This is a genomic window from Sporosarcina sp. P3, assembly GCF_002743415.1.
In the GTDB taxonomy this organism is placed as follows: Bacteria; Bacillota; Bacilli; order Bacillales_A; family Planococcaceae; genus Sporosarcina; species Sporosarcina ureae_A.
In genome coordinates, this window is record NZ_PDZE01000011.1 from 1 (window position 1) to 25,399 (window position 25,399).

23 protein-coding genes are annotated in these 25,399 nt (G+C 41.8%); 6 read left to right on the forward strand and 17 right to left on the reverse strand.

What is annotated here, in order from left to right; translation table 11 throughout:
• Positions 1 to 567: 567 nt before the first annotated feature.
• The 4 genes from CSV61_RS12940 to CSV61_RS12945 form a co-directional block, all read right to left on the reverse strand.
• Entirely contained in the window at positions 568 to 1,236 is a 669-nt protein-coding gene (locus CSV61_RS12940; RefSeq protein WP_099639548.1) for an NAD/NADP octopine/nopaline dehydrogenase family protein, read from the reverse strand.
• 104 nt (positions 1,237 to 1,340) lie between these two features.
• Positions 1,341 to 1,496, reverse strand: a complete 156-nt coding sequence (locus CSV61_RS16870) for an NAD(P)-binding domain-containing protein (protein WP_158233855.1) — start codon at positions 1,494 to 1,496, stop codon at positions 1,341 to 1,343.
• A complete protein-coding gene (locus CSV61_RS16625) occupies positions 1,459 to 1,623 on the reverse strand; it encodes a hypothetical protein (protein WP_233193607.1) in 165 nt (54 codons plus the stop codon). The genes CSV61_RS16870 and CSV61_RS16625 overlap by 38 nt, the downstream gene beginning before the upstream one ends.
• A gap of 445 nt (positions 1,624 to 2,068) precedes the next feature.
• On the reverse strand, positions 2,069 to 2,272 hold the full coding sequence (locus CSV61_RS12945) for a hypothetical protein (RefSeq protein ID WP_099639549.1): 204 nt from the start codon (positions 2,270 to 2,272) through the stop codon (positions 2,069 to 2,071).
• Positions 2,273 to 2,516: 244 nt separating this feature from the next.
• Between CSV61_RS12945 and CSV61_RS12950 the strand changes: the two genes are divergently transcribed.
• Positions 2,517 to 2,903 carry a hypothetical protein gene (locus CSV61_RS12950; RefSeq protein ID WP_099639550.1) on the forward strand — a complete coding sequence of 129 codons (387 nt, stop codon included), beginning with the start codon at positions 2,517 to 2,519 and terminating at the stop codon, positions 2,901 to 2,903.
• A 169-nt stretch (positions 2,904 to 3,072) separates the two neighbouring features.
• On the opposite strand, the gene CSV61_RS12955 is transcribed toward CSV61_RS12950, so the two are convergent.
• Positions 3,073 to 3,417: a hypothetical protein gene (locus CSV61_RS12955; protein ID WP_099639551.1), complete on the reverse strand. Its 345-nt coding sequence runs from the start codon at positions 3,415 to 3,417 to the stop codon at positions 3,073 to 3,075.
• Positions 3,418 to 3,432: 15 nt separating this feature from the next.
• Complete coding sequence (gene tyrS, locus CSV61_RS12960) at positions 3,433 to 4,698, reverse strand: tyrosine--tRNA ligase (protein ID WP_099639552.1); 1,266 nt, start codon at positions 4,696 to 4,698, stop codon at positions 3,433 to 3,435.
• Between the two features lie 370 nt (positions 4,699 to 5,068).
• On the opposite strand from tyrS, the gene CSV61_RS12965 reads away from it, so the two are divergent.
• The 4 genes from CSV61_RS12965 to CSV61_RS12980 all read left to right on the forward strand — a co-directional run bounded on the left by CSV61_RS12965 (position 5,069) and on the right by CSV61_RS12980 (position 10,766).
• Positions 5,069 to 8,035 (forward strand): transglycosylase domain-containing protein, encoded by a 2,967-nt coding sequence (locus CSV61_RS12965; RefSeq protein WP_099639553.1) that lies wholly within the window; start codon positions 5,069 to 5,071, stop codon positions 8,033 to 8,035.
• Positions 8,036 to 8,322: 287 nt separating this feature from the next.
• Positions 8,323 to 8,955, forward strand: a complete 633-nt coding sequence (locus CSV61_RS12970) for a GNAT family N-acetyltransferase (RefSeq protein WP_083032361.1) — start codon at positions 8,323 to 8,325, stop codon at positions 8,953 to 8,955.
• A gap of 15 nt (positions 8,956 to 8,970) precedes the next feature.
• Positions 8,971 to 9,615 (forward strand): acetoin utilization AcuB family protein, encoded by a 645-nt coding sequence (locus CSV61_RS12975; RefSeq protein WP_099639554.1) that lies wholly within the window; start codon positions 8,971 to 8,973, stop codon positions 9,613 to 9,615.
• A complete protein-coding gene (locus CSV61_RS12980; protein WP_099639555.1) occupies positions 9,612 to 10,766 on the forward strand; it encodes an acetoin utilization protein AcuC in 1,155 nt (384 codons plus the stop codon). The genes CSV61_RS12975 and CSV61_RS12980 overlap by 4 nt, the downstream gene beginning before the upstream one ends.
• A 126-nt stretch (positions 10,767 to 10,892) precedes the next feature.
• Here CSV61_RS12980 and ccpA read toward each other — a convergent pair whose 3' ends face one another.
• Together ccpA and CSV61_RS12990 are read right to left on the reverse strand one after the other, a co-directional pair.
• Positions 10,893 to 11,894, reverse strand: a complete 1,002-nt coding sequence (gene ccpA, locus CSV61_RS12985) for a catabolite control protein A (RefSeq protein WP_099639556.1) — start codon at positions 11,892 to 11,894, stop codon at positions 10,893 to 10,895.
• A 134-nt stretch (positions 11,895 to 12,028) separates the two neighbouring features.
• Positions 12,029 to 13,111: a bifunctional 3-deoxy-7-phosphoheptulonate synthase/chorismate mutase gene (locus CSV61_RS12990; RefSeq protein ID WP_099639557.1), complete on the reverse strand. Its 1,083-nt coding sequence runs from the start codon at positions 13,109 to 13,111 to the stop codon at positions 12,029 to 12,031.
• Positions 13,112 to 13,285: 174 nt separating this feature from the next.
• On the opposite strand from CSV61_RS12990, the gene CSV61_RS12995 reads away from it, so the two are divergent.
• Positions 13,286 to 15,412, forward strand: a complete 2,127-nt coding sequence (locus CSV61_RS12995; protein WP_099639626.1) for a cell division protein FtsA — start codon at positions 13,286 to 13,288, stop codon at positions 15,410 to 15,412.
• 103 nt (positions 15,413 to 15,515) lie between these two features.
• Here the strand turns inward: CSV61_RS12995 and CSV61_RS13000 are convergent, their stop codons facing one another.
• From CSV61_RS13000 to CSV61_RS13040, 9 genes are all read right to left on the reverse strand, one after another.
• A complete protein-coding gene (locus tag CSV61_RS13000) occupies positions 15,516 to 16,253 on the reverse strand; it encodes a YtxH domain-containing protein (protein ID WP_099639558.1) in 738 nt (245 codons plus the stop codon).
• Between the two features lie 58 nt (positions 16,254 to 16,311).
• Complete coding sequence (locus CSV61_RS13005; RefSeq protein ID WP_099639559.1) at positions 16,312 to 16,764, reverse strand: DUF948 domain-containing protein; 453 nt, start codon at positions 16,762 to 16,764, stop codon at positions 16,312 to 16,314.
• 159 nt (positions 16,765 to 16,923) lie between these two features.
• Entirely contained in the window at positions 16,924 to 18,237 is a 1,314-nt protein-coding gene (gene murC, locus CSV61_RS13010) for a UDP-N-acetylmuramate--L-alanine ligase (protein ID WP_099639560.1), read from the reverse strand.
• 130 nt (positions 18,238 to 18,367) lie between these two features.
• Positions 18,368 to 21,376, reverse strand: a complete 3,009-nt coding sequence (locus tag CSV61_RS13015; protein ID WP_233193608.1) for a DNA translocase FtsK — start codon at positions 21,374 to 21,376, stop codon at positions 18,368 to 18,370.
• A 205-nt stretch (positions 21,377 to 21,581) separates the two neighbouring features.
• Positions 21,582 to 22,187 carry a YtpR family tRNA-binding protein gene (ytpR, locus tag CSV61_RS13020; protein ID WP_099639562.1) on the reverse strand — a complete coding sequence of 202 codons (606 nt, stop codon included), beginning with the start codon at positions 22,185 to 22,187 and terminating at the stop codon, positions 21,582 to 21,584.
• On the reverse strand, positions 22,184 to 22,999 hold the full coding sequence (locus CSV61_RS13025; protein WP_099639563.1) for a DUF1444 domain-containing protein: 816 nt from the start codon (positions 22,997 to 22,999) through the stop codon (positions 22,184 to 22,186). Before CSV61_RS13025 ends, ytpR begins: the two co-directional genes overlap by 4 nt.
• A 34-nt stretch (positions 23,000 to 23,033) precedes the next feature.
• Positions 23,034 to 23,552, reverse strand: a complete 519-nt coding sequence (locus tag CSV61_RS13030; RefSeq protein ID WP_083032382.1) for a hypothetical protein — start codon at positions 23,550 to 23,552, stop codon at positions 23,034 to 23,036.
• A gap of 78 nt (positions 23,553 to 23,630) precedes the next feature.
• Complete coding sequence (locus tag CSV61_RS13035; protein WP_099639564.1) at positions 23,631 to 24,146, reverse strand: DUF84 family protein; 516 nt, start codon at positions 24,144 to 24,146, stop codon at positions 23,631 to 23,633.
• Between the two features lie 23 nt (positions 24,147 to 24,169).
• A complete protein-coding gene (locus tag CSV61_RS13040) occupies positions 24,170 to 25,243 on the reverse strand; it encodes a M42 family metallopeptidase (RefSeq protein ID WP_099639565.1) in 1,074 nt (357 codons plus the stop codon).
• Positions 25,244 to 25,399 lie beyond the last annotated feature (156 nt).

A 25,399-nucleotide genomic window follows, 5' to 3' on the forward strand; every position in this document is an offset into this window, starting at 1 on the left:
TCAGTGAAGAACAGGATAGTATTCGGATGAAATACAGAAAAACTCTTTTTACAGAATGAAGTGTTGAATCTTAATTGATGAAATCTGTTGAAAGTTATTTATCGAAAACTGTTGAATTCTACTTGACGGTTACAGAAACTTCTACAGTTTGATTTAGTAGTGCCTATCTTCACATAATTCCAAATTAAATTCCCAATAAATCACATACACTGCTTATTCATTTAATTAAAGTGAGTATGTGGGGAGTCATTATGGCTTTCAAACGAAAGGGTGATGAATTTCACAATCATCATACATTCTAGAGCGTAGCGAATTAGCTGCTGAAATCAACAAAGCATTGCTCATTGAATTCTACTCTCGTCAATAACAATAAAACCCCGTTAGCTGAGAAAAATCTCGGCCAATGAGGTTTTTTGTGTTCTACTAAATTTCATTTGAATGTCAAGACTTGCGTGAATCTATTATTATGCAAAGTACGCACTTCGAAAAATTCTGTCTTTGCGTAAAGGCAAACTACCATCTTTAAGAAATAGAAATCCAAAAATTGAGGATTCCATATCTTTATACTCACTTCCGACTCATATGCATAATTTCAAGAATCTCTTCAACCGTCATACCTTTCAATCCCAATGCCTCAAGCGTCCGCGCGTCTTCCATTAGACTCCGTCCTAGTAACAACTGCCCGATCGTCGCTGCCGTCTGCATACGAATTGTCGGAAGTCCTAACATGTTTCCAAGTTCAATGAACGGAATGAGACCCATCGGAATATCTTCTGTTAAGTAGCGAGTCTCTAGCGTATGTTGTCCGCCGATGTCTTGATAAACGGGATTGCTGCTGACTGATTCTGCTAACGTCTCTTTAACCACGTCATACTCGACTTCCATCTGTTCCAAACAGGATAGTAAATCCAAACCTAATGCTTTCCCTATTGCCAAGCGCTCTTCATCCATTTCCTGTACATACTTTCCGATACTAGGCGTAAATCCATCAACATAGAAATGCCATTCTGTATTCGATTCAATGATCCCTGTGTTAAATATAGTCGTCGCTGGATGTAAAATAGGATTGGTATTGTCAAAACTAGTACTTAATATACTGTCACGTGCTTCAAATTGTGGGAATGCCTCTTGTAATTTTACTACAACTCGATCGGTTTCTGTTGCCGGTAACGCTGCAATTAAAATACGATTCTTTAACCTAAATACTGCGTCGTACCAGACTTTATAATACAGCAACCATAAAGTGGTGTGTTAGTTTCTCCTAGCGTAACCTCAGCAGTACATCCCACATCATCTAGTACTTTTCTAAATATAAGCGATCCGAATGAGGCAGCAGGATTTCAAATCACGAGTTGACCATCTTGCAAGTAAGGTGCACATGATTTAGCAACAGAGGCATGAGCAGTTGCGGGAATCGTCACAAAAACAACATCAGCGCCTACCAATGCTTCTTCTATATTAATGTTTGGTATAGCGCATTGTATGATGAATCGCAATAATTAGTCCTCCCATTATTAGTACATTTCTTAATCCAATACCAGAAAACGAAGGAAGTTCAGCAATCCCTTGTGCAATTCCAACGTTAAATGGATTCGACGGTCCTGCAGGATACCCAGCATACACTCCTACTTCTCCAGCAGTTTCCCACCCCTTTTGAACATAGATGTAGATTTTGTTTTCAAGTTACAACCTATTACCAGGTTGTTTTACACTCTATATAGAGCTGAGAAGCAAAAAGGATACAAAGTATGCAAAAAAATTTTTAACAAAATTAATAGCGAAATTTTCAACGTCGAGATGCTTCTCGACAATATCTTTATTCTTTTCTTTAATTCTTTAAGTTCTTAAGTTCTTTGGTTATTGGCCTTCCCAATATGAGACACTGTGTCGTTTCAAGTTGATACGCTCTGACGTTTCTATATGATACGTCCGTGGTACCATATAGAAACGTATCATACACGGTATGTGTAGGTAGCGTTTCATTGTAAAGTATGAATGAATAAATAAAAAGAACGTCCCTGAAAATGGACGCTCTTTTTATTTTGAAATCATTTTATAGTTCCGATCGTTATGCACAATCTTCATCAACTGAAACATATAGTACGTTTCTATAAAAGAAACTATATAATGTTCCTTTACTATCTGTAAACACAATATCATTGCTTCGAGAATTAGTCGCTATCCCTAATGCATCTTCTTGATCTGCCGCTTCCACTATTCTTACAATACTTTCAGCGCCCGCAAAATGGTAATGTACTTTGTACTTTTTCAAACTTCTCACTTCCCTCTATCCTACAGTATACGACATAAAGAATGAAAATCCTTTTATATTGAGTATTTTTTAACGTTCAGGCTAGTCATCACATACACGACTACTTTAGAAATATCCACATTACGAATATATGTTCTATACAAATTATTTAAAACATGATATGATAGACATCAAATGTACAGTAAGTTAATTTCAGTTAGACACCTATTGAAACACACATACAAAAAATAGTAGGAGGTATTATATGACTGATCGAGAACTTCTTGAACTAATGGTTGATAAAATGACAAACATGGAACAGGATTTCACTGTCTTTAAAAAAGATATTAAAGTTGACTTTTCTTCTCTAAAGTCCCATGTTGCTTCACTCAAGACGGATGTTGCCTCACTAAAAACTGATGTCTCTTCACTTAAGACGGATGTTGCTTCTATTAAAGAAGAACAAAGATTTATGAAACAGGCTATATTTGAACTTGATGCACGCTCCATTTCTACAGATGAGAAAATTGATGCTTTAACCGAACAGGTCTCACAGAATACAGAAAAATTAGATAAAATGCACATGACTCAACGCCTTGTAAATGATCACGATACAGACATTCGCATCATCAAAAAGATGTTGATTCAATAATTACACAATCAGGTAGAGTGCCTATGGATTAATCAGTTCTAGCTGTTTTAACGCATAGGTACTTTTACTATAATTCGTTAGTTCATTCATATCCCTTCCCCTCTATCAAGAGAATTACTATTTCCAATGCAAAAAAGACACCCCCGAAGAGATGCCTTTTCACCGACTATTAATTCCGTAACTTATCGTATATTCGATCCATGATACTAACTAATAAACCTTCATGCTTGTCTAAAGCGGCTGATGCAGCTTCAACGATGTTTTCGGATCGCATAGCGGTCGCTTGCTTGTTCGCTACGTTCCACAGTGTAAAAGCTTCGACCAATTCCTGATGCTCAATCGCGAAAATGTCAGGAGGTGTTTCTTCTTTCATGGTGGTCGCTACACTAGAAAATAGCTTTGCGGCGCGTTTAACACCTTCTGGGCTTCTTTCTTCAACCGCATGGATCATTTCATTAATCGCGTTGCCTATTAAACCTAACGTCATCGCGTACAGCATATACTCTTTTTTCAATTCGTGATCTCCCAGTTAAACAAACTTCACCATACTATATTTCTTTTTCCCACGTCTTACAATGGTGAATGCGTCTTCCAAGCGTTGCGCTGCCCCTACTGTGAACGCTGTATCTGTAATACGTTCTCCATTGAACGAAATGGCACCGTTTGTTATGTCTTCACGTGCTTGGCGTTTTGATGGAGATACGCCCGCTTGCACAATGAAATCTACAATGTTTTGATCCGCTTTTTCCATTTCTACAGTCGGTACGTCTTTAAACGCATCTTTCATTTCGCTAGCAGTCAATGCTTTTAAGTCACCGCTAAATAGGGCTGCAGAAATACGTAGTGCTTGATCAAGTGCGTCCTGACCGTGAACTAGGCGCGTCATTTCTTCTGCCAATGTCTTCTGCGCTTTACGTAAATGTGGCTCTTCTTGTACGGAGACTTCCAGCGCTTCGATTTCTTCACGGCTTAAGAATGTGAAGATTTTCAAGTACTTTACAACATCTGCGTCTGCAGCGTTGATCCAGAACTGGTAGAACTCGTATGGAGAAGTTTTCTTTGCATCGAGCCATACTGCACCGCCAGCAGATTTACCGAATTTCGTGCCATCTGCTTTTGTTACTAACGGAATCGTAAATCCATATGCTTTTACCTCTTCGTCATGCATTTTGCGGATGACTTCCAGACCTGTCGTGATATTCCCCCACTGATCGGATCCGCCGATTTGCACACGGCAATTATGGTGATCATATAAGTGGTTGAAGTCCGCACCTTGCATCAACATGTACGAGAATTCGGTGAACGAAATCCCTTGATCTAGACGAGATGCCACATTATCTTTTGCTAACATGTAATTGACGCTTAGCAATTTACCGTAGTCACGCAAAAATTCGATCAATGACATGGAACCGATCCAGTCATTGTTGTTTACCAGTTTCGCGCCATTTTCTGTTTGGAAATCAAAAATCATTTCCAGTTGTTTTTTAATTCCACGAACATTATCTTCTACTTGATCGGTCGTTTGCAATTGGCGTTCTTCAGAGCGTCCAGATGGATCCCCGATCATCCCTGTAGCGCCACCGATTAATAGAATCGGCTTGTGTCCGTGTAACTGGAAGCGACGCAGTGTTAATAACGGTACGATATGACCGATGTGCATACTATCTGCTGTTGGATCTACTCCACAGTATAGAGAAATCTTCTCGTCTGTTAATAGTTTCTCCAAACCTTCTTCATTCGTCTGCTGGTATAGCAAACCTCTCCAACGTAAATCATCCATTAATTCATTCGACATGTGCTATTTCCTCCTATTTTCAACATAAAAAGTCCCCACACGATCACAAAATGATCATGCAGGGACGTTAGTTGAGTAATTCATAACGCGGTACCACCCGGCTTGAGAGCTAAACTCTCCGGCTTTAAGGCGCCAGTAACGTTGCGCAAAACGTACACTCCAAAACTGTAATTCATGTATAGTGCACCGAACAGCTTCCACCACCCGCTGTCTCTCTAGAACGGAACTCACTATCATTACTTCGGTTTTTTCGACATGTAATTTCGTATGAGTTCAATTTTACCCAACTTCCAATGAAAGTCAACATTTATTGCATATTTCCTTTTGAATCTATGATATAATGAGAAGGATTTTTGGGGGGAGAGAAACTTTGAACAACGAAAAGAATAATAGAATTAAGCAGCTTGAAGATAAGTTTGAACAAGCGAAAAAAGAGCCTTGGGCCAAAAAACTTCGCATCGGAACCGGCGTACTTTGGAACTTGTTTATTTTACTCCTAATCTTCGCCGTCATCGGGGGCGTATTTGCGAGTTCAGTTGGTGCAGGATATTTCGCTTCTCTCGTTGCGAAAGAACCGTTACGTTCTAAAGAAGAGCTTCGAGATCAGGTGTTTACGTATGAAGAAACATCTGAAATGTACTTTGCAGACAGTGTGTATCTAGGCAAGATCAACTCGGATATCGAGCGCCGACAAATTACGCTGGACAAAGTCAACCAGTATGCAATAGATGCTGTGCTCGCTACTGAGGATGAATACTTCGCGGAACATAAAGGTGTCGTGCCAAAAGCGATATTCCGTGGTGTATTCCAAGATGTTACGAACTCGGACAGTCAGACAGGCGGATCGACACTCACTCAACAGTTGGTGAAAAACCAGATTTTGACGAATGAAGTCTCGTATGAACGTAAAGCTAAAGAAATTTTGTTGGCCATGCGCTTGGAACATTTCATGACAAAGGACGAAATTCTAGAAGCGTACTTGAACATCATTCCTTATGGTCGTGATGTGATGGGACAAAATATCGCAGGCATCGAAACAGCTGCACGTGGAATCTTTGGCATTAAAGCCGCTGATTTAAGTTTACCGCAAGCTGCCTATATTGCGGGTATTCCACAAGCTCCTTATACGTACACGCCATTCTACAGTAAAAATCAAGGAATTAAAGAACGGGAAAAACTTATGTACGGTGTCAACCGAATGAAAACAGTATTGTTCAGAATGCGTGATGCAGGATATATTACGGATGCAGAATGGAAGGAAGCGAAAGCTTACGACGTAACGAAAGACTTTAGACAACCTTCACGCCGTGCAACGGAACGTTATCCGTATGTCACGCAGGAAATTCAAAATCGCACAATCGAAATTTTAGCTGAAGTTTTAGCTGAAAAAGATGGCATCGATGCAGACCGTTTTGAAGGAGATTCCAAGATCAAGGAAAAATACGAAATCATGGCAGACCGTTCCATGCGTACAGATGGGTATCGGATCTACTCCACGATCAACAAAGATTTATATGACAAAATGAATGAAGTGGCTGACAGCTTCCAGTACTACGGCTATACGTATACTTCCGAAACAGTGGATGAAGAGTCAGGCAAAACGATTACGAAAGAAAATCCTGTTCAAGTGGGTGCCTCGATGATTGAGAACCATACAGGTAAAGTCCTTTCATTCATTGGTGGACGTGATTACGAACTCGAAGCATTGAATCACTCGACTCAAGCTTTCCGACAAAATGGATCTTCTATTAAGCCCTTGCTAGTTTACGCACCTGCTATTGAATATGGCGTAATCGGTGCAGGAAGTCCGCTCGTTGATGTGAAATTCAATTGGGCCGGCTGGAAACCTGGAAACTATTTCGACCGTGAGCTTGGTGTACTATCTGCTAGAGAGTCTTTAGCTCGTTCACAAAACTTGTCAACAGGTCGACTATATAACCAAATCTTTGATCGAAAGCCAATTGAATTCATGAAGAAAATGAATTTCTCGAAAGTTACCGATGAAGATGCTAAAGTCCCTGCCGCATCACTTGGCGGATTAAAGCATGGCGTAACAGTTGAAGAGAATACGAATGCATTTGCGACGTTTGCCAACGGTGGTCAATTCATTGAATCATATATGATCGAACGAATTGAAGACATGGATGGTAATATTGTATTTGAACACAAAGCTGAACCAGTGGAAGTATTCAGCCCAGAAACTTCTTATATCATCACCGATATGATGCGCGATGTATTAAAAGGAAATGGTACAGCTGCAAGATTACCTGGATTGATGAATTTCCGACCTGATTTAGCCGCTAAGACAGGAACATCTCAGCATTACGGAGACGCTTGGCTTGTCGGCTATAATCCAAATATATCTCTTGGTGTATGGTTGGGCTATAAAAACCAAAACACTCCGTTATATCACGGCTACAACAGTGGTCAAATGCATCCATCAGAGCGGACAGCCAGATTATACGGACAATTGATGAATACAGCCAATGCCGTTATACCAGAAACCATTAAAGCGAAAGAAACTTTCAAGCGCCCTAACGGCGTTGTCACACGTTCGTTCTGTGGTATATCGGGACTTGCTCCTTCCAAAGCATGTGCAGCAGCTGGACTTGTCCGATCGGATTTATTTAATTCGAAAAAGATGGTGCCGACAAAAGTGGATGACAGTATTGTTTCCTCTTCGGCCGTTCGAGTGAATGGTAAACTCTACCAGGCGCTAGCTTCTACTCCACGTGAATTTGTTACATCAGGAGGAATTGGCGTAACTACTGAATATGGCAAGCGCATGCTTGGACGATTGGGCGGAGATGCGTCCAAACTACTTGCAGGTCGTGGTGCTTATTCAAACAGTGTTGCAGGATCAACATTCCCTGCAAACAATGTGCCACCTGCAGCCGTATCGGCAGGACAAAATGGTTCCGTCCTTACATGGACCGGCTCCTCTTCAAATGATGTAATCGGTTATTACATTTATCAAAACGGCGTCAGAATCGGTACAGTTCGTGACGGGGCTTCTAGATCGTACAAAATCGGATATGGTTCATATTACGTGCGCGCAGTAGATATTACCGGCCTGCTATCAGGACCTTCAAACACGGTAACCAATGCTGCACCTGCACCAAAGCCAGAACCGAAACCAAATACGAATTCTGGAACGAAACCGGGAACGACAACTCCAGAAGCGAAGCCGGATGCAAAACCGCAGACAAATACTGAATCGAAACCGGAAACTGCACCGGAAGCTACACCAGAACCAAAGCCAGAAACAAAACCAGAAACGAAGCCAGACGCTACACCGGAACCCAAGCCGGATGCAGCGCCTGCAGCAAAGGAATAACTAACGAGCCGGATGACATGTCTATACTGTCATCCGGTTTTGTTTTGTCTATACAGGACTTTGCTGAAGTGAATGGAAGACTGTCATCTCTAATTCATTGCATTTTTTCTTCTCTTCACTTATTATTTATGACTCCAATTATAATTACCGACAATTCTGTGATTTAATGATAATAATATACTTTTCCACTCGATCAATTGTATACTTAACACAGAGCAATACGTATCGAACTTCCAGCAACTACTTGAGCGTACAACGAGTAGAAATATTAGGAAGAGGTGAACTATGTGGAACATAAAAAGACCTACTTTTCCAGGACATTTCCGCATGAAGAAGGTGAGCTAGTCATTGAAGGGCCTGTTTCATCGGAGCGACTGGCCTCGTTTGAATTTCATGAGGGATTGAAAGCATTCCGTCCATCTAAACAACAACAAGAAGCACTAGTGAAAATCGCTACGTTCCCTGAAGGCCGGATCAATGTTGCGAGAATCGATAATATGATTGTTGGATATGTTACATTTTTATATCCTGATCCACTCGAACGCTGGTATGAAGCCGATATGGATAATTTAATAGAACTAGGCGCCGTTGAAGTGGTGGCTGCTTATCGCGGTGCTCGTATCGGTAAATCCTTACTGGAATTATCGATGCTGGATGATGCCATGGAAGATTATATTATTATTACGACTGAATATTATTGGCACTGGGATTTAAAAGGCACTGGTTTGAACGTATGGGACTATCGCAACATGATGGAGAAAATGATGCGTGCAGGCGGTTTGGAATTTTTCTCCACCGACGATCCTGAAGTCTCTTCCCACCCTGCCAATGCGCTAATGGCGAGAATCGGAAATCGAGTCGATCAACAATCCATCGAACGCTTTGATCGTGTCCGTTTCAAACACCGTGTTAATTACTGAAAGTGAGGAATGATCATGCTAATACAGGATATTATGAAAAAAGACGTAATTACGCTTCATTCTACGCATACGATTGCAGATGCGGTACAGCTGATGAAGGAGAAACGTATCCGCCACATCCCGATTGTAAAAGATGGGCGGATCGAAGGACTAGTGACAGACCGTGACGTTAAAGAAGCTTCTCCTTCTAGCATTTCGGAAAGATTGGAACCTTCACTTTATGAAACAACACTCGATAAAATCATGAAAACCGATTTGCTAATCGGTCATCCGCGGGACTTTGCGGAAGAAGCTGCATTAATGTTTTATACGTATGAAATTGGTTGTTTACCCATCGTTTCTAATTATCAGCTAGTCGGCATTCTGACTAAAACCGATTTACTCTATAACTATATTGAATTAACAGGTGCCAATCAGCCAAGTTCACATATTCAAATTCGCGTTCCGAACACGCCTGGTATTTTGTATGAAGCGTCTAAAGTATTTCACGACCACAATACAAATGTACTCAGTGTGCTCGTCTATCCTTATCAAGATAATGAAGAGTACAAAATCCTAGCGATCCGTATTAAGCGAATGAACCCTCTTCCGATTATCGAAGGATTAAAAAAGCAAGGATTCGAAGTTCTTTGGCCAAGTGAACCGGAGATAGGCGTATGAAAAAACAAGCGAGTTTTGTCTTTTCTCCTGACCAACTAAACTATGAATTTTCGGATACCCACCCTTTTAATCAAAAGCGAATCCTTTTAACAAAGGATTTACTAGACGAAATGAATACGATTCAGCCTGATGATATTGTTGTACCGCGCACAGCCACAGACGAAGAATTGCTTCTGGCTCATGACGCAAAATATATCGAAATCGTAAAAAAAGCGAGCCAGGGAGATGTCAACGAAAATATCGGTAGTATCTATGGAATCGGCACGGAAGATACACCATTTTTCACCGGTATGCATGAGGCGAGTGCATTGCTTGTGGGTGGCACACTTACAGCGATTGAAGAAGTAATGGAAGGTCGTTCACGATATGCGCTGAACCTCGGTGGCGGCTTGCATCACGGCTTCCAAGGAAAAGCTTCTGGCTTTTGTATTTATAATGATAGTTCAGTAGCGATTAAATACTTACAGCAAAAATATGGCGCGCGCGTATTATACGTAGATACCGATGCGCACCATGGCGACGGCGTGCAGTGGACGTTTTACGATGACCCGAATGTCTGTACATTCTCCATTCACGAAACAGGTCGCTACTTATTTCCCGGGACAGGCAACGTGACGGAACGAGGAAATGGAGCAGGTTATGGCACGTCATTCAACTTCCCTGTAGATGCATTTACGGAAGACGAATCTTTCTTGTATATCTATAAAACTGCCTTACGAGAAGTAGCGGAACACTTCAAGCCTGACGTCATTCTTACCCAAAATGGAGCAGATGCGCATTACTTCGATCCACTTACGCATCTGTATAGCACCATGAAGATCTACGAAGAAATTCCGAAACTAGCAAAAGAACTAGCGGACGAATTCTGTGATGGCAAGTGGATTGCCATAGGCGGCGGTGGATACGATATATGGCGTGTAGTACCTCGCGCGTGGTCGCACCTCTGGCTTACTATGAAGGACATCCCGACACCCACTGGTCGACTCCCAGAGGCTTGGCTAAACAAATGGCAACCCGAGTCACCCGTTTCCCTTATCGAGACGTGGGAAGACCCTGAGGATTTATATGAACCAGTCCCCCGTAAAAAAGACATCAACGAAAAGAACGAACAAATGCTGACGAGAGCTTTGCACGTCATTCGAAAAAACTAGAAAAAAAGCAACTTATCTTCTTGATAAGTTGCTTTTTGTTCGTATATTTTTTAACTATAAGGTAGTAGTATTTTAGATGTAACACACAACGCTACTTAACCTTCGTTACAGATACCGACTCCTACCTCACTTCTTAACGGACTGTCGCTCTTCCAAATAGTAAGGTAGTACAACTTCGGTTTCTTCCACTTCTTCTTCATTCATCAACTTCGTCAACAAACGCATCGATACGGCACCTAGGTCATACAATGGCACGACAATCGCAGTCAACTGCGGACGAACAATACGCGCAAGAATAGAGTGTTGGAAACAAATGATCTCTAAATCCTCAGGAATTCTAAGATCCTCATCCCGCACACCATTCATAATACCAATTGCGACTTCGTCACTACTCGTCATGACAGCCGTTGGTCGATCAGAAAGCTTACCTAGTACATTCCAGCTTTCGTACGCATCGTCATACGTATTATCGGTTTCCACGATCAATGACTCATCAATCGTCATTCCCGCTTCTTCCAACGCACGAATATACCCTACACGCTTGCACACACGATTGATGTCACGCGTAAACGGTCCCGAAACAAATGCAATACGCTTGTGGCCATTGTCGATCAATCTCTTCGTTACTTCATATGCGGCTTGTTCATGATCAATATTGACAGAGGGTAAATTGGTTTCAAAATCCAACGTTCCTGCCAAGACGATTGGAACATTCGCTGTTTTCATTTCTTTACGTACTTCAGGTGAAATAGAATCACTCATGAAGATCAGCCCGTCTACCTGCTTACCTAAATGGTCTTCGAACAACTCCACTTCTCGAGAAGTACTCTTGTCCGAGTTGGAGATGATAATATTGTACTCATACATCGTGGCAACGTCTGCAATCCCTCTGGATAGCTCGGCGTAGTAACTCTTAGACATATCCGGGACAATTACCCCAATCGTCGTAGTACGCTTGCTGGCCAGTCCACGAGCGACAGCGTTTGGCCGGTATCCCAATCGTTCAATACAGTCCAATACTTTTTTGCGAGTCGCCGGCTTCACGTTTTGATTGCCGTTCACTACACGTGAAACCGTTGCCATCGATACGTTCGCTTCTCTTGCTACATCGTAAATAGTGATCGCCATTTTTGCTCCTCCTGTCTTTATTCTTTACTAGTATACCGTGTTCTACTGGACTTTTGTGTTTTTCTGTGCAGAATTCTGTCATTCTATACAGAAAAACACCGACCTTTACTAATAAAGGATCGGTGTTGGATGTTTTAGATCGTTTGGTGTGTGTTCATGAAGCGAGTAATTTCTTCGTAGAACTTGTCAAACTGCTCAATATCCATTTGCTGCGCTGAATCCGATAATGCTACGGCTGGGTCAGGATGAACCTCTGCCATAACGCCGTCTGCTCCTACTGCAATTGCTGCTTTCGCTGTCGGAAGCAATAAATCTTTGCGGCCAGTGGAATGTGTGACATCCACGAATACCGGTAAGTGCGTTTCTTGCTTCAAGATGGGAACAGCAGAGATGTCCAGCGTGTTTCGAGTTGCCGTCTCATATGTACGAATTCCTCGCTCACATAGCATAATCTCCGTATTACCTTTAGATATAATATATTCAGCTGCATTGACGAACTCAGAAATCGTTGCAGACATTCCACGCTTGAGAAGTACTGGCTTATTGACCATTCCAGCTTCTTTCAGCAATTCAAAGTTCTGCATGTTACGTGCGCCGATTTGGATCACATCGATGTATTCGAGTGCTTCCTCTAAGTGTGACGGTGTAATGATTTCTGTGACGATCGAAAGTCCAGTTTCATCTGCAACTCGCTTGAGAATTTTTAAACCTTCCAGGCCTAAACCTTGGAAATCATATGGAGATGTACGTGGCTTGTAAGCTCCCCCACGAATCATCGTTAATCCTTTTGCTTTGATTGACTTGGCTACTGCCAAAACCTGCTCGTAAGATTCTACTGCACAAGGTCCAAATACGAAAGAAGGATGTCCGTCTCCGATTTTATGGCCGTTTACGTCAACAATCGTGTCTTCAGGCTTTTTAGTACGGGATACGAGCAATGCATTCTTCTGCTCATCTTGCTGTACTTCAAGTGCTGACATGAAAATAGATTTAAATACTTGTTCAAGGATACCGTCTGGTAAAGGACCATGATTTGCCTTCTTCAAGACGTTGAGCATCTCGCGTTCGCGAATCGGATCATATCTATTTACACCTTGCTTTTCTTTTAATTTACCAATTTCTTGGATAACGCCTGTACGTTCGTTGATCAATTTCAGAATATCTAAGTTCAACTGATCGATAGTACCTCTCAACTCACCTAAATCTTGCTTGCTCATAATACCTGTCTCCTCCCCGTACATATCTTCCTTTTCTAACACCGGAATCTATGGTACATTTTTATATAATAGACCTAGTATAATGAATACTCTTAGAAAAGTCACGCAATTTCATCGAATAAATAAATATTCACTATTTTCACACAGAAAAAACTTGAAAAGAGGTTGGAAATCCTGGTTACTAAGTTGTTCGCTCTTGATATCGGGACTCGCTCGGTTGTAGGCATTATACTGGAAGAACAGAACGATTCATTCCATATTGTAGACTTGATTGCAAAAGAACATAAAGAGCGATCGATGATTGATGGACAAATACATAATATTTTAAGCGTGGCATCTATAATTCAAGAAATCAAAGAAGAATTGGAACAAATTCACGGACCTCTGCATCGCGTCAGTGTGGCAGCAGCGGGTCGTTCATTGAAAACAGCAGAAGGCACTGTGACGGTAGATATTTCAGATCGTCCATTAATGTCAACAGAAGATATTAACCGATTGGAATTATCAGCTGTCCAACATGCGCAAGAAAAATTATTATCTGCTCATCAATCGCAAGAGGATGATCAGTATTACTGCGTAGGTTATTCGGTCTTATACTATAAATTGCAAGATGAAAAGATTGGTAGTCTCATAGATCAAACGGGGAAATCAGCGACCGTAGAAGTCATTGCCACCTTTTTGCCACGAGTAGTGGTGGAGTCCTTACTCGCCGCATTAAAGCGTGCCGATTTGGAAATGGAAGCTTTAACACTCGAGCCGATCGCTGCAATTCATGTACTCGTCCCCCCTTCCATGAGAAGATTGAATATCGCATTAGTCGATATCGGAGCTGGCACGTCAGATATTGCCATTGTTAGTGAAAATACGGTGACAGCTTATGGAATGGTACCTATTGCAGGAGATGAAATGACCGAAACACTAAGCACACACTACTTGCTCGATTTTCCTTTAGCTGAACAAATGAAACGACAAATCCACCATCACGAGATCTTGACAGTTCAAGATATTTTAGGATTTGAACAGGAAATACCGTCAGAAGAAGCGATCGAAGTCATGAGACCTTCAGTGAAACAACTAGCGTTATCCATTGCGAATGAAATCAAACGGCTGAATCATAACTCACCCCCGCAAGCCGTGATGATTGTTGGAGGCGGAGGACTAACGCCTACACTGACGAAAGAACTGAGTACGCAATTAGATCTTCCTGAAAACCGAGTAGCTATTCGCAGTCTCGATGCGCTTTCAGGGGTTACTCTCTCCGATCAGATCGAAGCTTCTCCTGCACTCGTCACGCCGATCGGTATTGCCATCGCGGCGCAAAGAGCTCCGATTCATTACATTTCTTTAACAGTCAACGACCAATCCATTCGATTATTCGAGCTAAAAGAGCTTACAGTAGGCGATACATTGCTTGCGGCTCGCATTACCGCCCGTCAGTTATATGGGAAACCTGGACTTGCACTGACCGTAAAAGTAAATGGGCAATGGAGAACACTTCCTGGCGGGCACGGCTCATCTACAACTATCTTGTTAAACGGCACTGAGGCTAGCACTAAGGATCGCGTCGGCCATCTAGACAGTATTGAGCTATTGTTCGGTCAAGACGGCACAGACGCCTCAGCGACAGTCAGAGACTTGGTAGACGCGCCCGAATCGATTCGTTTTCAATTGGACGGGGTAATTCAGACAGTTACTGGGCACATTTTGCTAAACGGAAAGCCTGCTACCTTGGATACTACCATTATGGACCGGGATGAATTGACAGTGAATCGGGCTAATAGAATAAAAGATGTGATCACGTCTCATACAAGTCCGCAGTCAGAGCCGTTCACCGTTACATGGAACGGTACACCCCATCGCCTAAGGAAGCATGAGACGGTTTATATTGCAAACGGACAAGAAGTCTCCGACGATTATCGGATCTGCGCAAATGATATCATTGAAATGCATCAGCCTACTTTTCTTTCATTGAAGGAAATAGCAAAGGATTTAGAGATCATTCTAGAAGAACGCGCTGACGTTACGTTCAATGGGGAACCAGTAGTGATTACAAAACAACGAACTGCTACTTATGTAAACGGACAACTGGCGAGTCTTGATTACCAAGTACAACCTAACGATCAGGTGGAGTTCAAGTCCTTACCCAACTCTCCTATACTATTCAGTGATATATTTTCATTCACCGACTTTTCATTACCTACTCAATCTACCGCCAACTATCGATTATTGCGTAATGGCGATTCCATTGGCTTCAATGAACTCATCTTCGGTGGAGATCAACTAGAAATTATATTTGAATAAAAGCTACGCTGTGCATAAAAATCGCACAGCGTAGCTTTTTCTTATGACTCTTATCTAACAGTGTGCATAGAAAAAACCTTCCCGTGAAGGAAGGTTTTCGCTATTACTTAGAATGAACTTTGTTGTTTGAAGAGGAGTTGTTGGCTTTAGACTGATTCGTATCCTTTTTAGCAGAAGCATCTGCTTTAGAAGATTTATTGTCTTTGTTTTGGTTTGAAGATTTGCTAGCTTTAGCTTGATCTTCATTTTTATTTGAAGCATCTTTTACTTTTGAAAGTTCTCCGGATTTTTCATTGTTTTCTTTTGTGCTTTTATAATCCGTTGATTCTTCACCTTCAGATGATACTGTACCGTCATCCATCGGAACGCTAGTTTTTGAAGTAGCAGATTTCACTTTGTCTACTAGCTGTCCGGATTGCTCTTGTAAGTTATGAGACAACTCGGAAGTCTTCTCTTTTGCAGCTGTAGTGAAAGCTGTAGTTTTTTCTTTAGCTGTATCTGTAAAGTCCGCTGTGTAATCTTTTGCCGCACTAGATAACTCCGCCGCTTTATCTTTTGCCGTTGAGCTTAATTCAATACTCTTGTCTTTTAACTGTGACGCTTGCAAAGTTAAATCTTCTCGCATTTCACGGCCCGTCTTCGGTGCTAAGAATAATGCAGTCGCTGCTCCGATGACTCCACCAATGATTGCGCCCGCAATGAAACTACCTGTGCCGCTACTCTCTTCATCATACAAATCATTTGTTGAACGATATGTGTAGTTCGCTGGGTATTGTGGCTGTCCATAAGTATTTGAGTAGTTACCTTGGTTGTCGTTATAGTTCGGTTTGTTTTCTGTCATTGTTTATTCCTCCTGTGAATTAACTGTTTTTGGTACATTTGAAAGGAAAATGCTTGTACTAGGAGCGCGATTTGTAGACTGTCCAACCAGCAGACTTTTCAGGTTGCCGTTCCTTTACCTGATCATAGAGACCAACTGCCACGGTTCCCCACTGTACTACTTGCGCAATTTTGTCACTGTTTTGTTCGGCTTTAGTAGTTACTGAGCTCGAAATTCGGTGAACGGACTGATTAAGCGTGTTCACTGAGTCACCTACCCCTTTCACCGCATCCACCACAGTGTTCAGCTTGTCGGCTTTTCCTTGTAAATCTTCCGCCAGCTGATTGGTTTTTTGAAGGAGCTGTGTACTTTCTGTAGTCACTCCCTCTAATTGCTTTGTTAAGCCATCTACTGTATGCGAGACACTTTGCAAAGATGTCTTTAACGACCCTAGTGTCATAGCTAGACTTACACAAAGAATAAGAAATGCGATTGCGGCAATCACTGCTGCAACGTAAAGTAAATTGATCACTTACGTAATCCTCCTAGAGCATATTCTTACGAAAACTTTACCCTTCTTTCAGAGTTTCTAAACTTTTCGTCCTATACTTCTATTCGACATAACTGATTGATATCCTTCATCAAACGAAATAAATTCTGAAGAAAATGAGAAACAGCCCTCTCAAAAAGATTAGGCTGTTTCTTCTTTCGTTATATCAGACTTAAATTGTTTTAAATATAACTGGATATCTCCAGCTCCCATAAATAAGATGACAGCCTGTTGATGCGCTTCTAAATCTGACATATCTTCTATTTTCAAATGTTGGGAATTAGGAATTTTAGCAATTAAATCATGAATCGTTAAATTTCCTGATTGCTCTCTTGCCGATCCGAATATATCACATAAATACACATGATCTGCTTCAGAAAGACTGTCTGCAAATTGATTTAGCATCGCAGCTGTTCTGCTGAATGTATGCGGTTGGAATACCGCGATTACTTCCCGATTTGGATACTTTTGACGTGCTGAATCCAATGTTGCGCGGATTTCAGTAGGATGATGTGCATAGTCGTCCACGATGACACGGCCATCTAATTCCATAATAGTAAATCGTCTCTTCACACCCGTAAACGTCGCAAAACGTTCATTGACAATTTCAGCTGGAATATTTTCATAATGACATAGTGTAATGACACTTAAAGCATTTCGAATCGCATGGTCACCTGTCAACATAATCGTGAAACGGTAATAAAATTCATTTCGAATGAACACATCAAACGAGCAGCCATTTTGATCTTTTTCAATATTCGCTGCGTAGAAATCATTGGATGAATCCAAGCCATAATAGACAATCGGAACCTGACATTGAAGTTTCTGAAGATTCTCGTCATCACCGCAAGCGATTAACGCCTTCTTCACTTGACTTGCCATCTGTCCGAAAGCATCCAAAATATCGTCCAAACTGGTGAAATAATCCGGATGATCGAAATCAATATTCGTCATGATTGCATAGTCTGGATGGTATGCCAAAAAGTGACGTTTGTATTCACACGCTTCAAAAACAAAGTTCTCCGCATTCTCGACGCCTTTACCTGTACCGTCTCCAATTAAATAAGAAGTCGGCGCAAAGCCACCCAATACATGTGACAGCAAGCCTGTTGTAGAGGTTTTACCATGCGTTCCCGTAACCCCGATGGAAGTAAATTGCTCCATGTAGTCGCCTAGGAAGTCATGATAACGAATAACTTCGATCCCTAGTTCTTTTGCGCGTAGTAATTCAGGATGATCATCCTTAAATGCGTTTCCCGCAATGACTTTCATGCCCGGTTGAATATTATTTTCGTCAAATGGTAAAACTTTTATGTTTCGTTCATGTAAAGGATCTTCTGTAAAAAAGTATTTTTCTACGTCAGAACCTTGCACTTTATAAGATGAGTCATGTAGTAACTGGGCAAGGGAACTCATTCCTGATCCTTTTATGCCAGTAAAATGTAACAATGTCATATTGAAACCTCCCGGGAGTTCTTTCATCCCACTTTTTATCTTCAATCGCCCCGTAATAGACCCGAAGATTATTTCTTGTCATAGAGTGTCATGCGTTCGATCAAACCACTAGACACGAACTATGCATTCATTATTTCATGAAGCTTTCAAATGCTTGTTCCGTCAAAAAGACGTCGCGCGCTCTGCTCCCTCTTTGCTCGGATATAAATTGATTCGCTTCCATTCGATCGATCAACTTTGCCGCCCGGTTATAACCGATGCTGAAATGGCGCTGTAATGCCGAGGTGGATGCACTCCCCTGCTCGATGACAAACGTACAGGCTTGCTCAAATAACGGATCCGATTCTTCTTCTCGGACAGCCGCCGCCAGCAAATCATCTTGGCCGAATAAGTAATTCGGTTCTGCTTCATTACGAACATGTTCTATTATACGCTCGATTTCATCATCCGTGACAAATGTCCCCTGAAGACGGACAGGAGCCGATTGGCCATTGCCCAAATACAGCATATCCCCCTTACCAAGTAAACGATCCGCCCCTACCGAGTCCAAAATTGTTCGTGAATCTACTTGTGAAGACACAGCGAATGCTATGCGAGTCGGGATGTTGGCTTTGATCGTTCCGGTAATGACATCAACAGAAGGTCGCTGTGTCGCAATGATTAAATGAATACCACACGCTCTAGCCTTTTGAGTAATTCGGCTGATCGACACTTCTACATCCGCAGGTGCCATCATCATTAAATCCGCTAATTCATCAATTACTACTAAAATATAAGGCATCTTTAAAGAGAAACGTCGTGATTCCATGACCATTTCGTTGTAGCGTTCAATATTACGTACACCGGAATGCGCAAACAGTTCATAACGTCTTTCCATCTCATTGACTGCCCATTTCAATGCAGCAGTCGCTGCTTTTACATCCGTAATAACCGGACTCAACAAGTGAGGAATACCATTGTATGGTGCCAGTTCTACCATTTTCGGATCAATGAGCAATAGTTTCAGATCATGATGCGAAGCTTTATACAGCAAACTAATTAATAGTGAGTTGATGCAGACGGATTTACCAGAGCCTGTTGCCCCCGCAATCATTCCGTGCGGCATCTTCCGTAGATCAATCGTTTGCGGCTCCCCTGTCAAACTCAGTCCAAGTACCGCCTCAAGAGGGGAGTCAGAACTCATAAATGGATCGCTATCAATAACCTCTGAAATTCGAACAGCACGTGTTTTACGATTTGGGATTTCAATACCAATCATACTTGTACCAGGAATAGGAGCTTGAATCCGAATGTCTCTAGCCGCCAAAGCCAATTTTAAGTCGTCGGTTAGGTTTCGGATTTTACTTACCTTCGTCCCCTGCTTGACCGTTAACTCAAACATGGTGACCGCAGGACCTTGCACAGCTTGAACAACAGTCGCCTGTACAGAGAAATGAGAAAGCGTTTCTTCTAACGTAGCAGACTGCGACGTAAGCCACTCTTCATCCATGATTTCTTCTTCCGGCGGTGCTAAATAGTGCATCGTCGGGAATCCATAATGTGGTGGTTCCTCTTCGATCATTTCCTCTTCAGGTTCTTCTACAATCGTTTCAGAAGTCGTCGCGACCATTTCTGCCACTTCAACGTCAGATTCTACTGCAACGGACACGGGTTCTTCCATGGATTCTACTTCTTCCACGCTCGGTTCTACACTATCTTTCTGTTGTTCTGGTAGTACCGGTTGTATATCCTGTAGGGCTTCAGATTGTTCCGCTATAGTGTGATCTGATACTATTTCCATTGGCTCTTCTTCTACTCTTTCATTCTTCGCTGCATTAGCTGCAATGAGCTCTTCTACTCTTGCCGCTAATTTTTCTTTATCGGATTTTAGCATCAACACATTAAAAGGTACTACTTTTTCTTTTTTAACTGGTTGTGCTTGCTCATCTATGTCATCTGTTTTGGATTCTACTTCATCCAATTCTATTTCTTCTTCATCTATTTCTTCTTCCACTTCTTCTACTTCTTCTACTTCTTCTACTTCTTCAATTGTAACCGTAACGGATGCTTCTGGATCTACTATGACTTCTTCTGTTTCTGTTGCAACATCGTCCTGCTCTTCCACTTCTGTTACCGATGGAGTCCGCTCTACATCTTCTGTTTGTGCAAAGACTTCCTGCGATTTTTCTGGTTCGACAATTGTTACGGCAGCTTCTAATTCTGCCATTGCTTCTTCAGTTTCTTCGATTTCATCATGCACATCGTCGTGTTCAGCTACTTCCACTGACTCTTCTTGTACCACTGGTATTTCTTCAGTCTGCTCCACTCGTTGCGTAGCTTCTTCAGATTCTTCTGATGTAGATTCTTCTACTTTTTGCGTGCGTTCTTGCGCTGAAGACATTTCAGACTGTCTTTTTTCTGATGAACTAGCAAATAGAGGTGTTTCATTTGAACGTTGATTGGAAATCAACGACAATGGCAATTCTTCTTCATGATTTTCTAATTGATTATGCAGTTCTTGATCTTTCGTATCTTTCTTTTCTATAACCGATTCCATAGCCTCACTGATTGGAGAACTAGTGTGCAATCCATAGATAGGTGAAGGCACATGTGTAGGCGTAAACGGCTTTCTAAATCTCTTCGGTTTCTCTGTCTTCACAGATTCTTCCTTCTGGCGAGATGTTGCCTCTACTTCAGGTCGCTTGGAATCAGTAGGTTCAATACGTTGCGGTTCTGAATGTTGTACACGCTCGCGCTTTCTTCCGGAAAAAGGAAGTGGCAATGGATTAGACGTAGGTGGAATAATATGAGCAAAATCCCGTTTCTCTTTTGCCCGGTAGACGTTTCCGCTTCGCTCATAACGCCCCGGCCAACGTTCATTTTGTTCCAAAGGAAGTATTTCATATATATCTTCTTCCGCTACCTCTTCTTGTAAATAGTCCTTTGTGTATTCATCATGATGGACTTGCGGTTCCCATCCGTAAATTTCATAATCCGAAACGATTGGAAATCGAAAGTTGGTTTTTTTATTATCATCAAATTCTTCATTTTTGTTTAGGTTTTCATTATGATTTACATTATTATTTTCAGTAGTTGTTTGTTCTTTTAAAGGGTTATTTTTTTCAGCGCCTTCTTGCATTTGTTGAAGGCGTCTCTTCATATTCCGTAGCCAGCTCAAATATATCACTCTTTTCATATCAATCATTTCATTTTAACAGGTTACTAGTAGGTAAATCAAACAGTTCTATGTACTTTCTGTATAAAATGATGATTTGTAACCCTTTGTAACAATAATACAAAAAAGCTTTTGCTACAAGCTTAACGAGCCTTGTGCAAAAGCTTTTTATAATGGATATATTTTCAACTTACGCTTGGAATGCTTCCCCGACTTTTCGATCATCTTCCACTACTAGGATTCCTTTTGCATCTGGAGCATCTTGCAGATCGAGTTCTTTAGCAGAGCAGATCATACCTGATGAAGCCACACCGCGAAGTTCCGCATCACGAATGATCATACCTGAAGGCATTACAGCGCCTACTTTTGCGACAACTACTTTTTGTCCAGCTTCCACATTAGGTGCGCCACAAACGATTTGTAGCGTCTCCTCCCCTACGTCTACTTGGCATATGTTCAATTTATCTGCATTTGGATGCTTCTCTTTTTCAGCCACATAGCCTATAACGAATTTAGGAGTGAAGTCTAATTCTAATTCCAAATCGATGTCATTTTTCTTTAATGCTTGTTGTAATTGTTCGCCAAGCTCTTCAGTCAGTTCTACTTGTCCTACTGCTGAAACTGTGAAATAGCTAGATGCTTCAAATAAATTGAACGCTACTACAGTTCCTGTCTTTTCGTCTTTGATTAACGTAACATTATTTGTTCTTTCAGTAGTAAGTGCTGTCGGTCTTTCTGTTGTAAGTTGAACGAACAATACATCGCCAACACCTTCTGGATTATAAAATATATTCATTTTTTCTTATCCCTTCTTGCCAATCTATTTTTTGCCATAATGAAAATAGGTTCAAGTTTACCATCTTCATAAATGAAAGACAGTGACGTAACAGGTACAGCACCTGTTGTGAAAAACTGCATAGCCATTTGTGCCACGACGTCATATCCCGTCTCATTCCGGATATCTCCGATAATTAACACATCTTGATGAGGAACAGAAACGACCATATGACCTTCAATCTTCTGTTCCATTTCTTTCATAAATGGCTGATTCAATATTCTGCTCGCATCATAGCCATCGTTGTTGTTGATGAAGTAGAAGATATTATCCGATACGACGTCCTGCTTATAAGCCGTCGGCAACGTCTTCACTCTAAACATAGCGACCTCTTGTATTTCCTGTTCTGTCATCTGCAGATCGGAAAGCATTCCTTGATCGATCAAGCGATAGGTGTTCCCTAAATCCAGCGCGTAGAAAATCCGTGTTTCAGCTGTATGGTCTTTCGTTAAGAATGCTTGTCCAGCAGAACTTTCCGTTGGGAATGAAGTCGAACGGATGACAGGATAAATCGTGTTTTCTCCTGCAAATCCTTTTGCTTGTTCTTGCTCCATTGCGCGAAACGTTTCTTGGATGGTATACACCACTTCATCAATTGCACGTTCTTTTTTTTGCTCATACTTAGATAAAATTTCAGGTAATGAAATATCCATACCTTTATGAAGAGTATGGTGGACAATCCGCAATTTGTCTGCCTGTCGGTCAAATTGCCAATCAAAGTTCTCTTTAGGTAAGCGCTTCTTTAGTTCTTCTACCAAATCTTCAGCTTCCATTCGTTAACCCTCTCCTTCACTACTCTTATAATATTTACCGATCGTCATGCTGAACCGAACGAGCAATTTCCATCATCTTTCCTAAGTAGGCATCGGTATTCGCTTCATTCGTCACGGTTTCCACTTTCGCTCCGCCTACGTTTGCAATTAGCTCTACTTGCTTCTCACCTTTTTGAATCACCGCAACGAAGCCAAAAGCATCGTCTTTTGAGAATGTTTGTGCACCTACTAAATGATCCGGTTCATCCGTCAAAAGTACGTCATAATACACTTGACTGTTTTTCTTTTCATTCGGATTAACTGTAAGATAAAATGAATCGTTTCGCTTAGTTAACACAATCTTTTGGGAAATAGATTCTTTATCTATTCGTAGAGTTGGCGGTTTATAGAAATCAATATCGCCCACTGTTTGGTTCGTTTTTTTGCTATTTAATTCAAATGCTTTTTTCGCTGAAACAAACGCATCATCAGTACGGACTTCCACTTTCTGATTACATCCTACCAATACGACAGCTAGTAGCAACAGCAAGAAAACCTTTCCACTTCGCAACATTCAGGTTCCCCCCTTCTCTACCTTCGTTCAATTTTCTATCAGTCCTATTCTAATCGCACCCCGTCGCTATTGCAATCGTCAGCTCTGTAGCGACTTGCTGTACAGCAGCTGGCCGATCAATAATTGCATGATATGTTCAAATAAAACATCTCTCGGTATGAGTTGTGCCGTCAACATCCCCATCGCGCCTTCCGTCATGCGAACATTTTGCTTTTTAAAATAGGCATCTACCACTTCACCTAATTCTTTACCCCGGTGAATTTCATCGGCTAACTCTTCAGGTAAAGGGATTTGTGCTCCAGCAGCAGTAAATGTTTCGCCTTCCGGTGTGGTGAGGGCGCCCCAATTGCAGAGATACATCGTGTCCCCCATCATATGGACACCCCCCTCTAACCCAATACCGTAAGCATCTTTTGCTGTAGCGATGGAACGATTGATTGCGCCTTGCCGTGTTTCCTCTGCACTCATCGGCTGAGCGCTGACGCTTGACGGAACAGATGCGGAAGTAATGGTGCTGTTTTCTAGAAAGCGCTTGATGATATGAACTACCGCACGCTTTTTCGCCTGATTTTCAGAACCTAGAACAAATTTCATTCAACCGCCCCATTTCTCGTTGTTTAGCAGTTTTGTTTAATCGTTTCTACGGTAGTTTTATCGCACGCTTTTACTAACTTTGTAATTAATTCCTTCGCTGCTGCATAATCATCTGTGTGGATAATGGAAGCCGCTGTATGGATGTAGCGTGAACAAATACCGATGACTGCACTTGGCACGCCGTCATTCGCAACATGTACTTGCCCTGCATCCGTACCGCCTTGGGATACAAAGTATTGATACGGTATATTGTGAGTTTCAGCAGTGTCCAAAATGAATTCGCGCATACCACGGTGTGTCACCATCGAGCGGTCCATAATGCGCAACAACGTGCCTTGGCCCAACTGACCGAATTCGTTTTTATTGCCGCTTGCATCATTTGCGGGACTGGCATCGAGTGCGAAGAATAAGTCGGGATCGATCATGCGCGCTGCCGTTTGTGCGCCCCGTAAGCCGATTTCTTCCATAACTGTTGCGCCTGAATACAATGTGTTCGGCAACGTTTCATTTTTCACTTCTTGCAACAGTTCTATGGCAAGACCGCAACCATATCGGTTATCCCATGCTTTGGCCATAATCTTTTTCGGGTTAGCCATCGGTGTGAACGGACAAATCGGCAAGATCTGCTGACCAGGACGAATGCCGAAACTTTCAGCATCTGCTTTGTCATCCGCACCGACATCAATCAGCATGTTTTTGATATCCATTGGTTTGCTACGCTCTGCGTCACTCAGCAAATGTGGCGGAATAGAGCCGATCACGCCCGGAATTTCTGCATTCTCCGTAATGATCTGGACTCGTTGTGCTAGTAATACTTGATTCCACCAGCCACCTAACGGCTGAAAACGAAGCATCCCGTTATCCGTAATACCTGTTACCATGAAGCCGACTTCATCCATATGTCCAGCAACCATAATTTTCGGCTGATCTTCTTGTCCGTGTCGAACACCAAACACGCCACCTAGACCGTCTTGAATCAACTCATCTGCGTTCTGTGCTAACTGCTCACGCATAAAAGCCCGGACACGGTATTCATTACCTGGTGCGCCCGGAAGTTCAGTCAATGTACGAAATAATTCCAACGTTTCTTTTTTCATCTAAATCCCTCACTTTTTTATTGTCTATGTGTATTATATCCACATACCAAACAGATGAATACTAATTAGGTTACGAATTTGCTTTACACAAAAGTGCCATATTCTACCGATTAATGAAGTGGGAAATACTTTAGAATCGCCATGCACTTTTAAACT

Bases quoted from the DNA above. Each gene is read 5' to 3' on its own strand.
- CSV61_RS13040 (WP_099639565.1), bottom strand. From the start codon at position 25,243: ATGAAAAAAGAAACGTTGGAATTATTTCGTACATTGACTGAACTTCCG.
- CSV61_RS13015 (WP_233193608.1), bottom strand. From the start codon at position 21,376: ATGAAGAGACGCCTTCAACAAATGCAAGAAGGCGCTGAAAAAAATAAC.
- ytpR (WP_099639562.1), bottom strand. From the start codon at position 22,187: ATGAATATATTTTATAATCCAGAAGGTGTTGGCGATGTATTGTTCGTT.
- ccpA (WP_099639556.1), bottom strand. From the start codon at position 11,894: ATGGCGATCACTATTTACGATGTAGCAAGAGAAGCGAACGTATCGATG.
- CSV61_RS12980 (WP_099639555.1), top strand. From the start codon at position 9,612: ATGAAAAAACAAGCGAGTTTTGTCTTTTCTCCTGACCAACTAAACTAT.
- CSV61_RS12990 (WP_099639557.1), bottom strand. From the start codon at position 13,111: ATGAGCAAGCAAGATTTAGGTGAGTTGAGAGGTACTATCGATCAGTTG.
- CSV61_RS12975 (WP_099639554.1), top strand. From the start codon at position 8,971: ATGCTAATACAGGATATTATGAAAAAAGACGTAATTACGCTTCATTCT.
- CSV61_RS12950 (WP_099639550.1), top strand. From the start codon at position 2,517: ATGACTGATCGAGAACTTCTTGAACTAATGGTTGATAAAATGACAAAC.
- CSV61_RS13025 (WP_099639563.1), bottom strand. From the start codon at position 22,999: ATGGAAGCTGAAGATTTGGTAGAAGAACTAAAGAAGCGCTTACCTAAA.
- CSV61_RS13030 (WP_083032382.1), bottom strand. From the start codon at position 23,552: ATGTTGCGAAGTGGAAAGGTTTTCTTGCTGTTGCTACTAGCTGTCGTA.
- CSV61_RS13000 (WP_099639558.1), bottom strand. From the start codon at position 16,253: ATGACAGAAAACAAACCGAACTATAACGACAACCAAGGTAACTACTCA.
- tyrS (WP_099639552.1), bottom strand. From the start codon at position 4,698: ATGTCGAATGAATTAATGGATGATTTACGTTGGAGAGGTTTGCTATAC.
- murC (WP_099639560.1), bottom strand. From the start codon at position 18,237: ATGACATTGTTACATTTTACTGGCATAAAAGGATCAGGAATGAGTTCC.
- CSV61_RS13035 (WP_099639564.1), bottom strand. From the start codon at position 24,146: ATGAAATTTGTTCTAGGTTCTGAAAATCAGGCGAAAAAGCGTGCGGTA.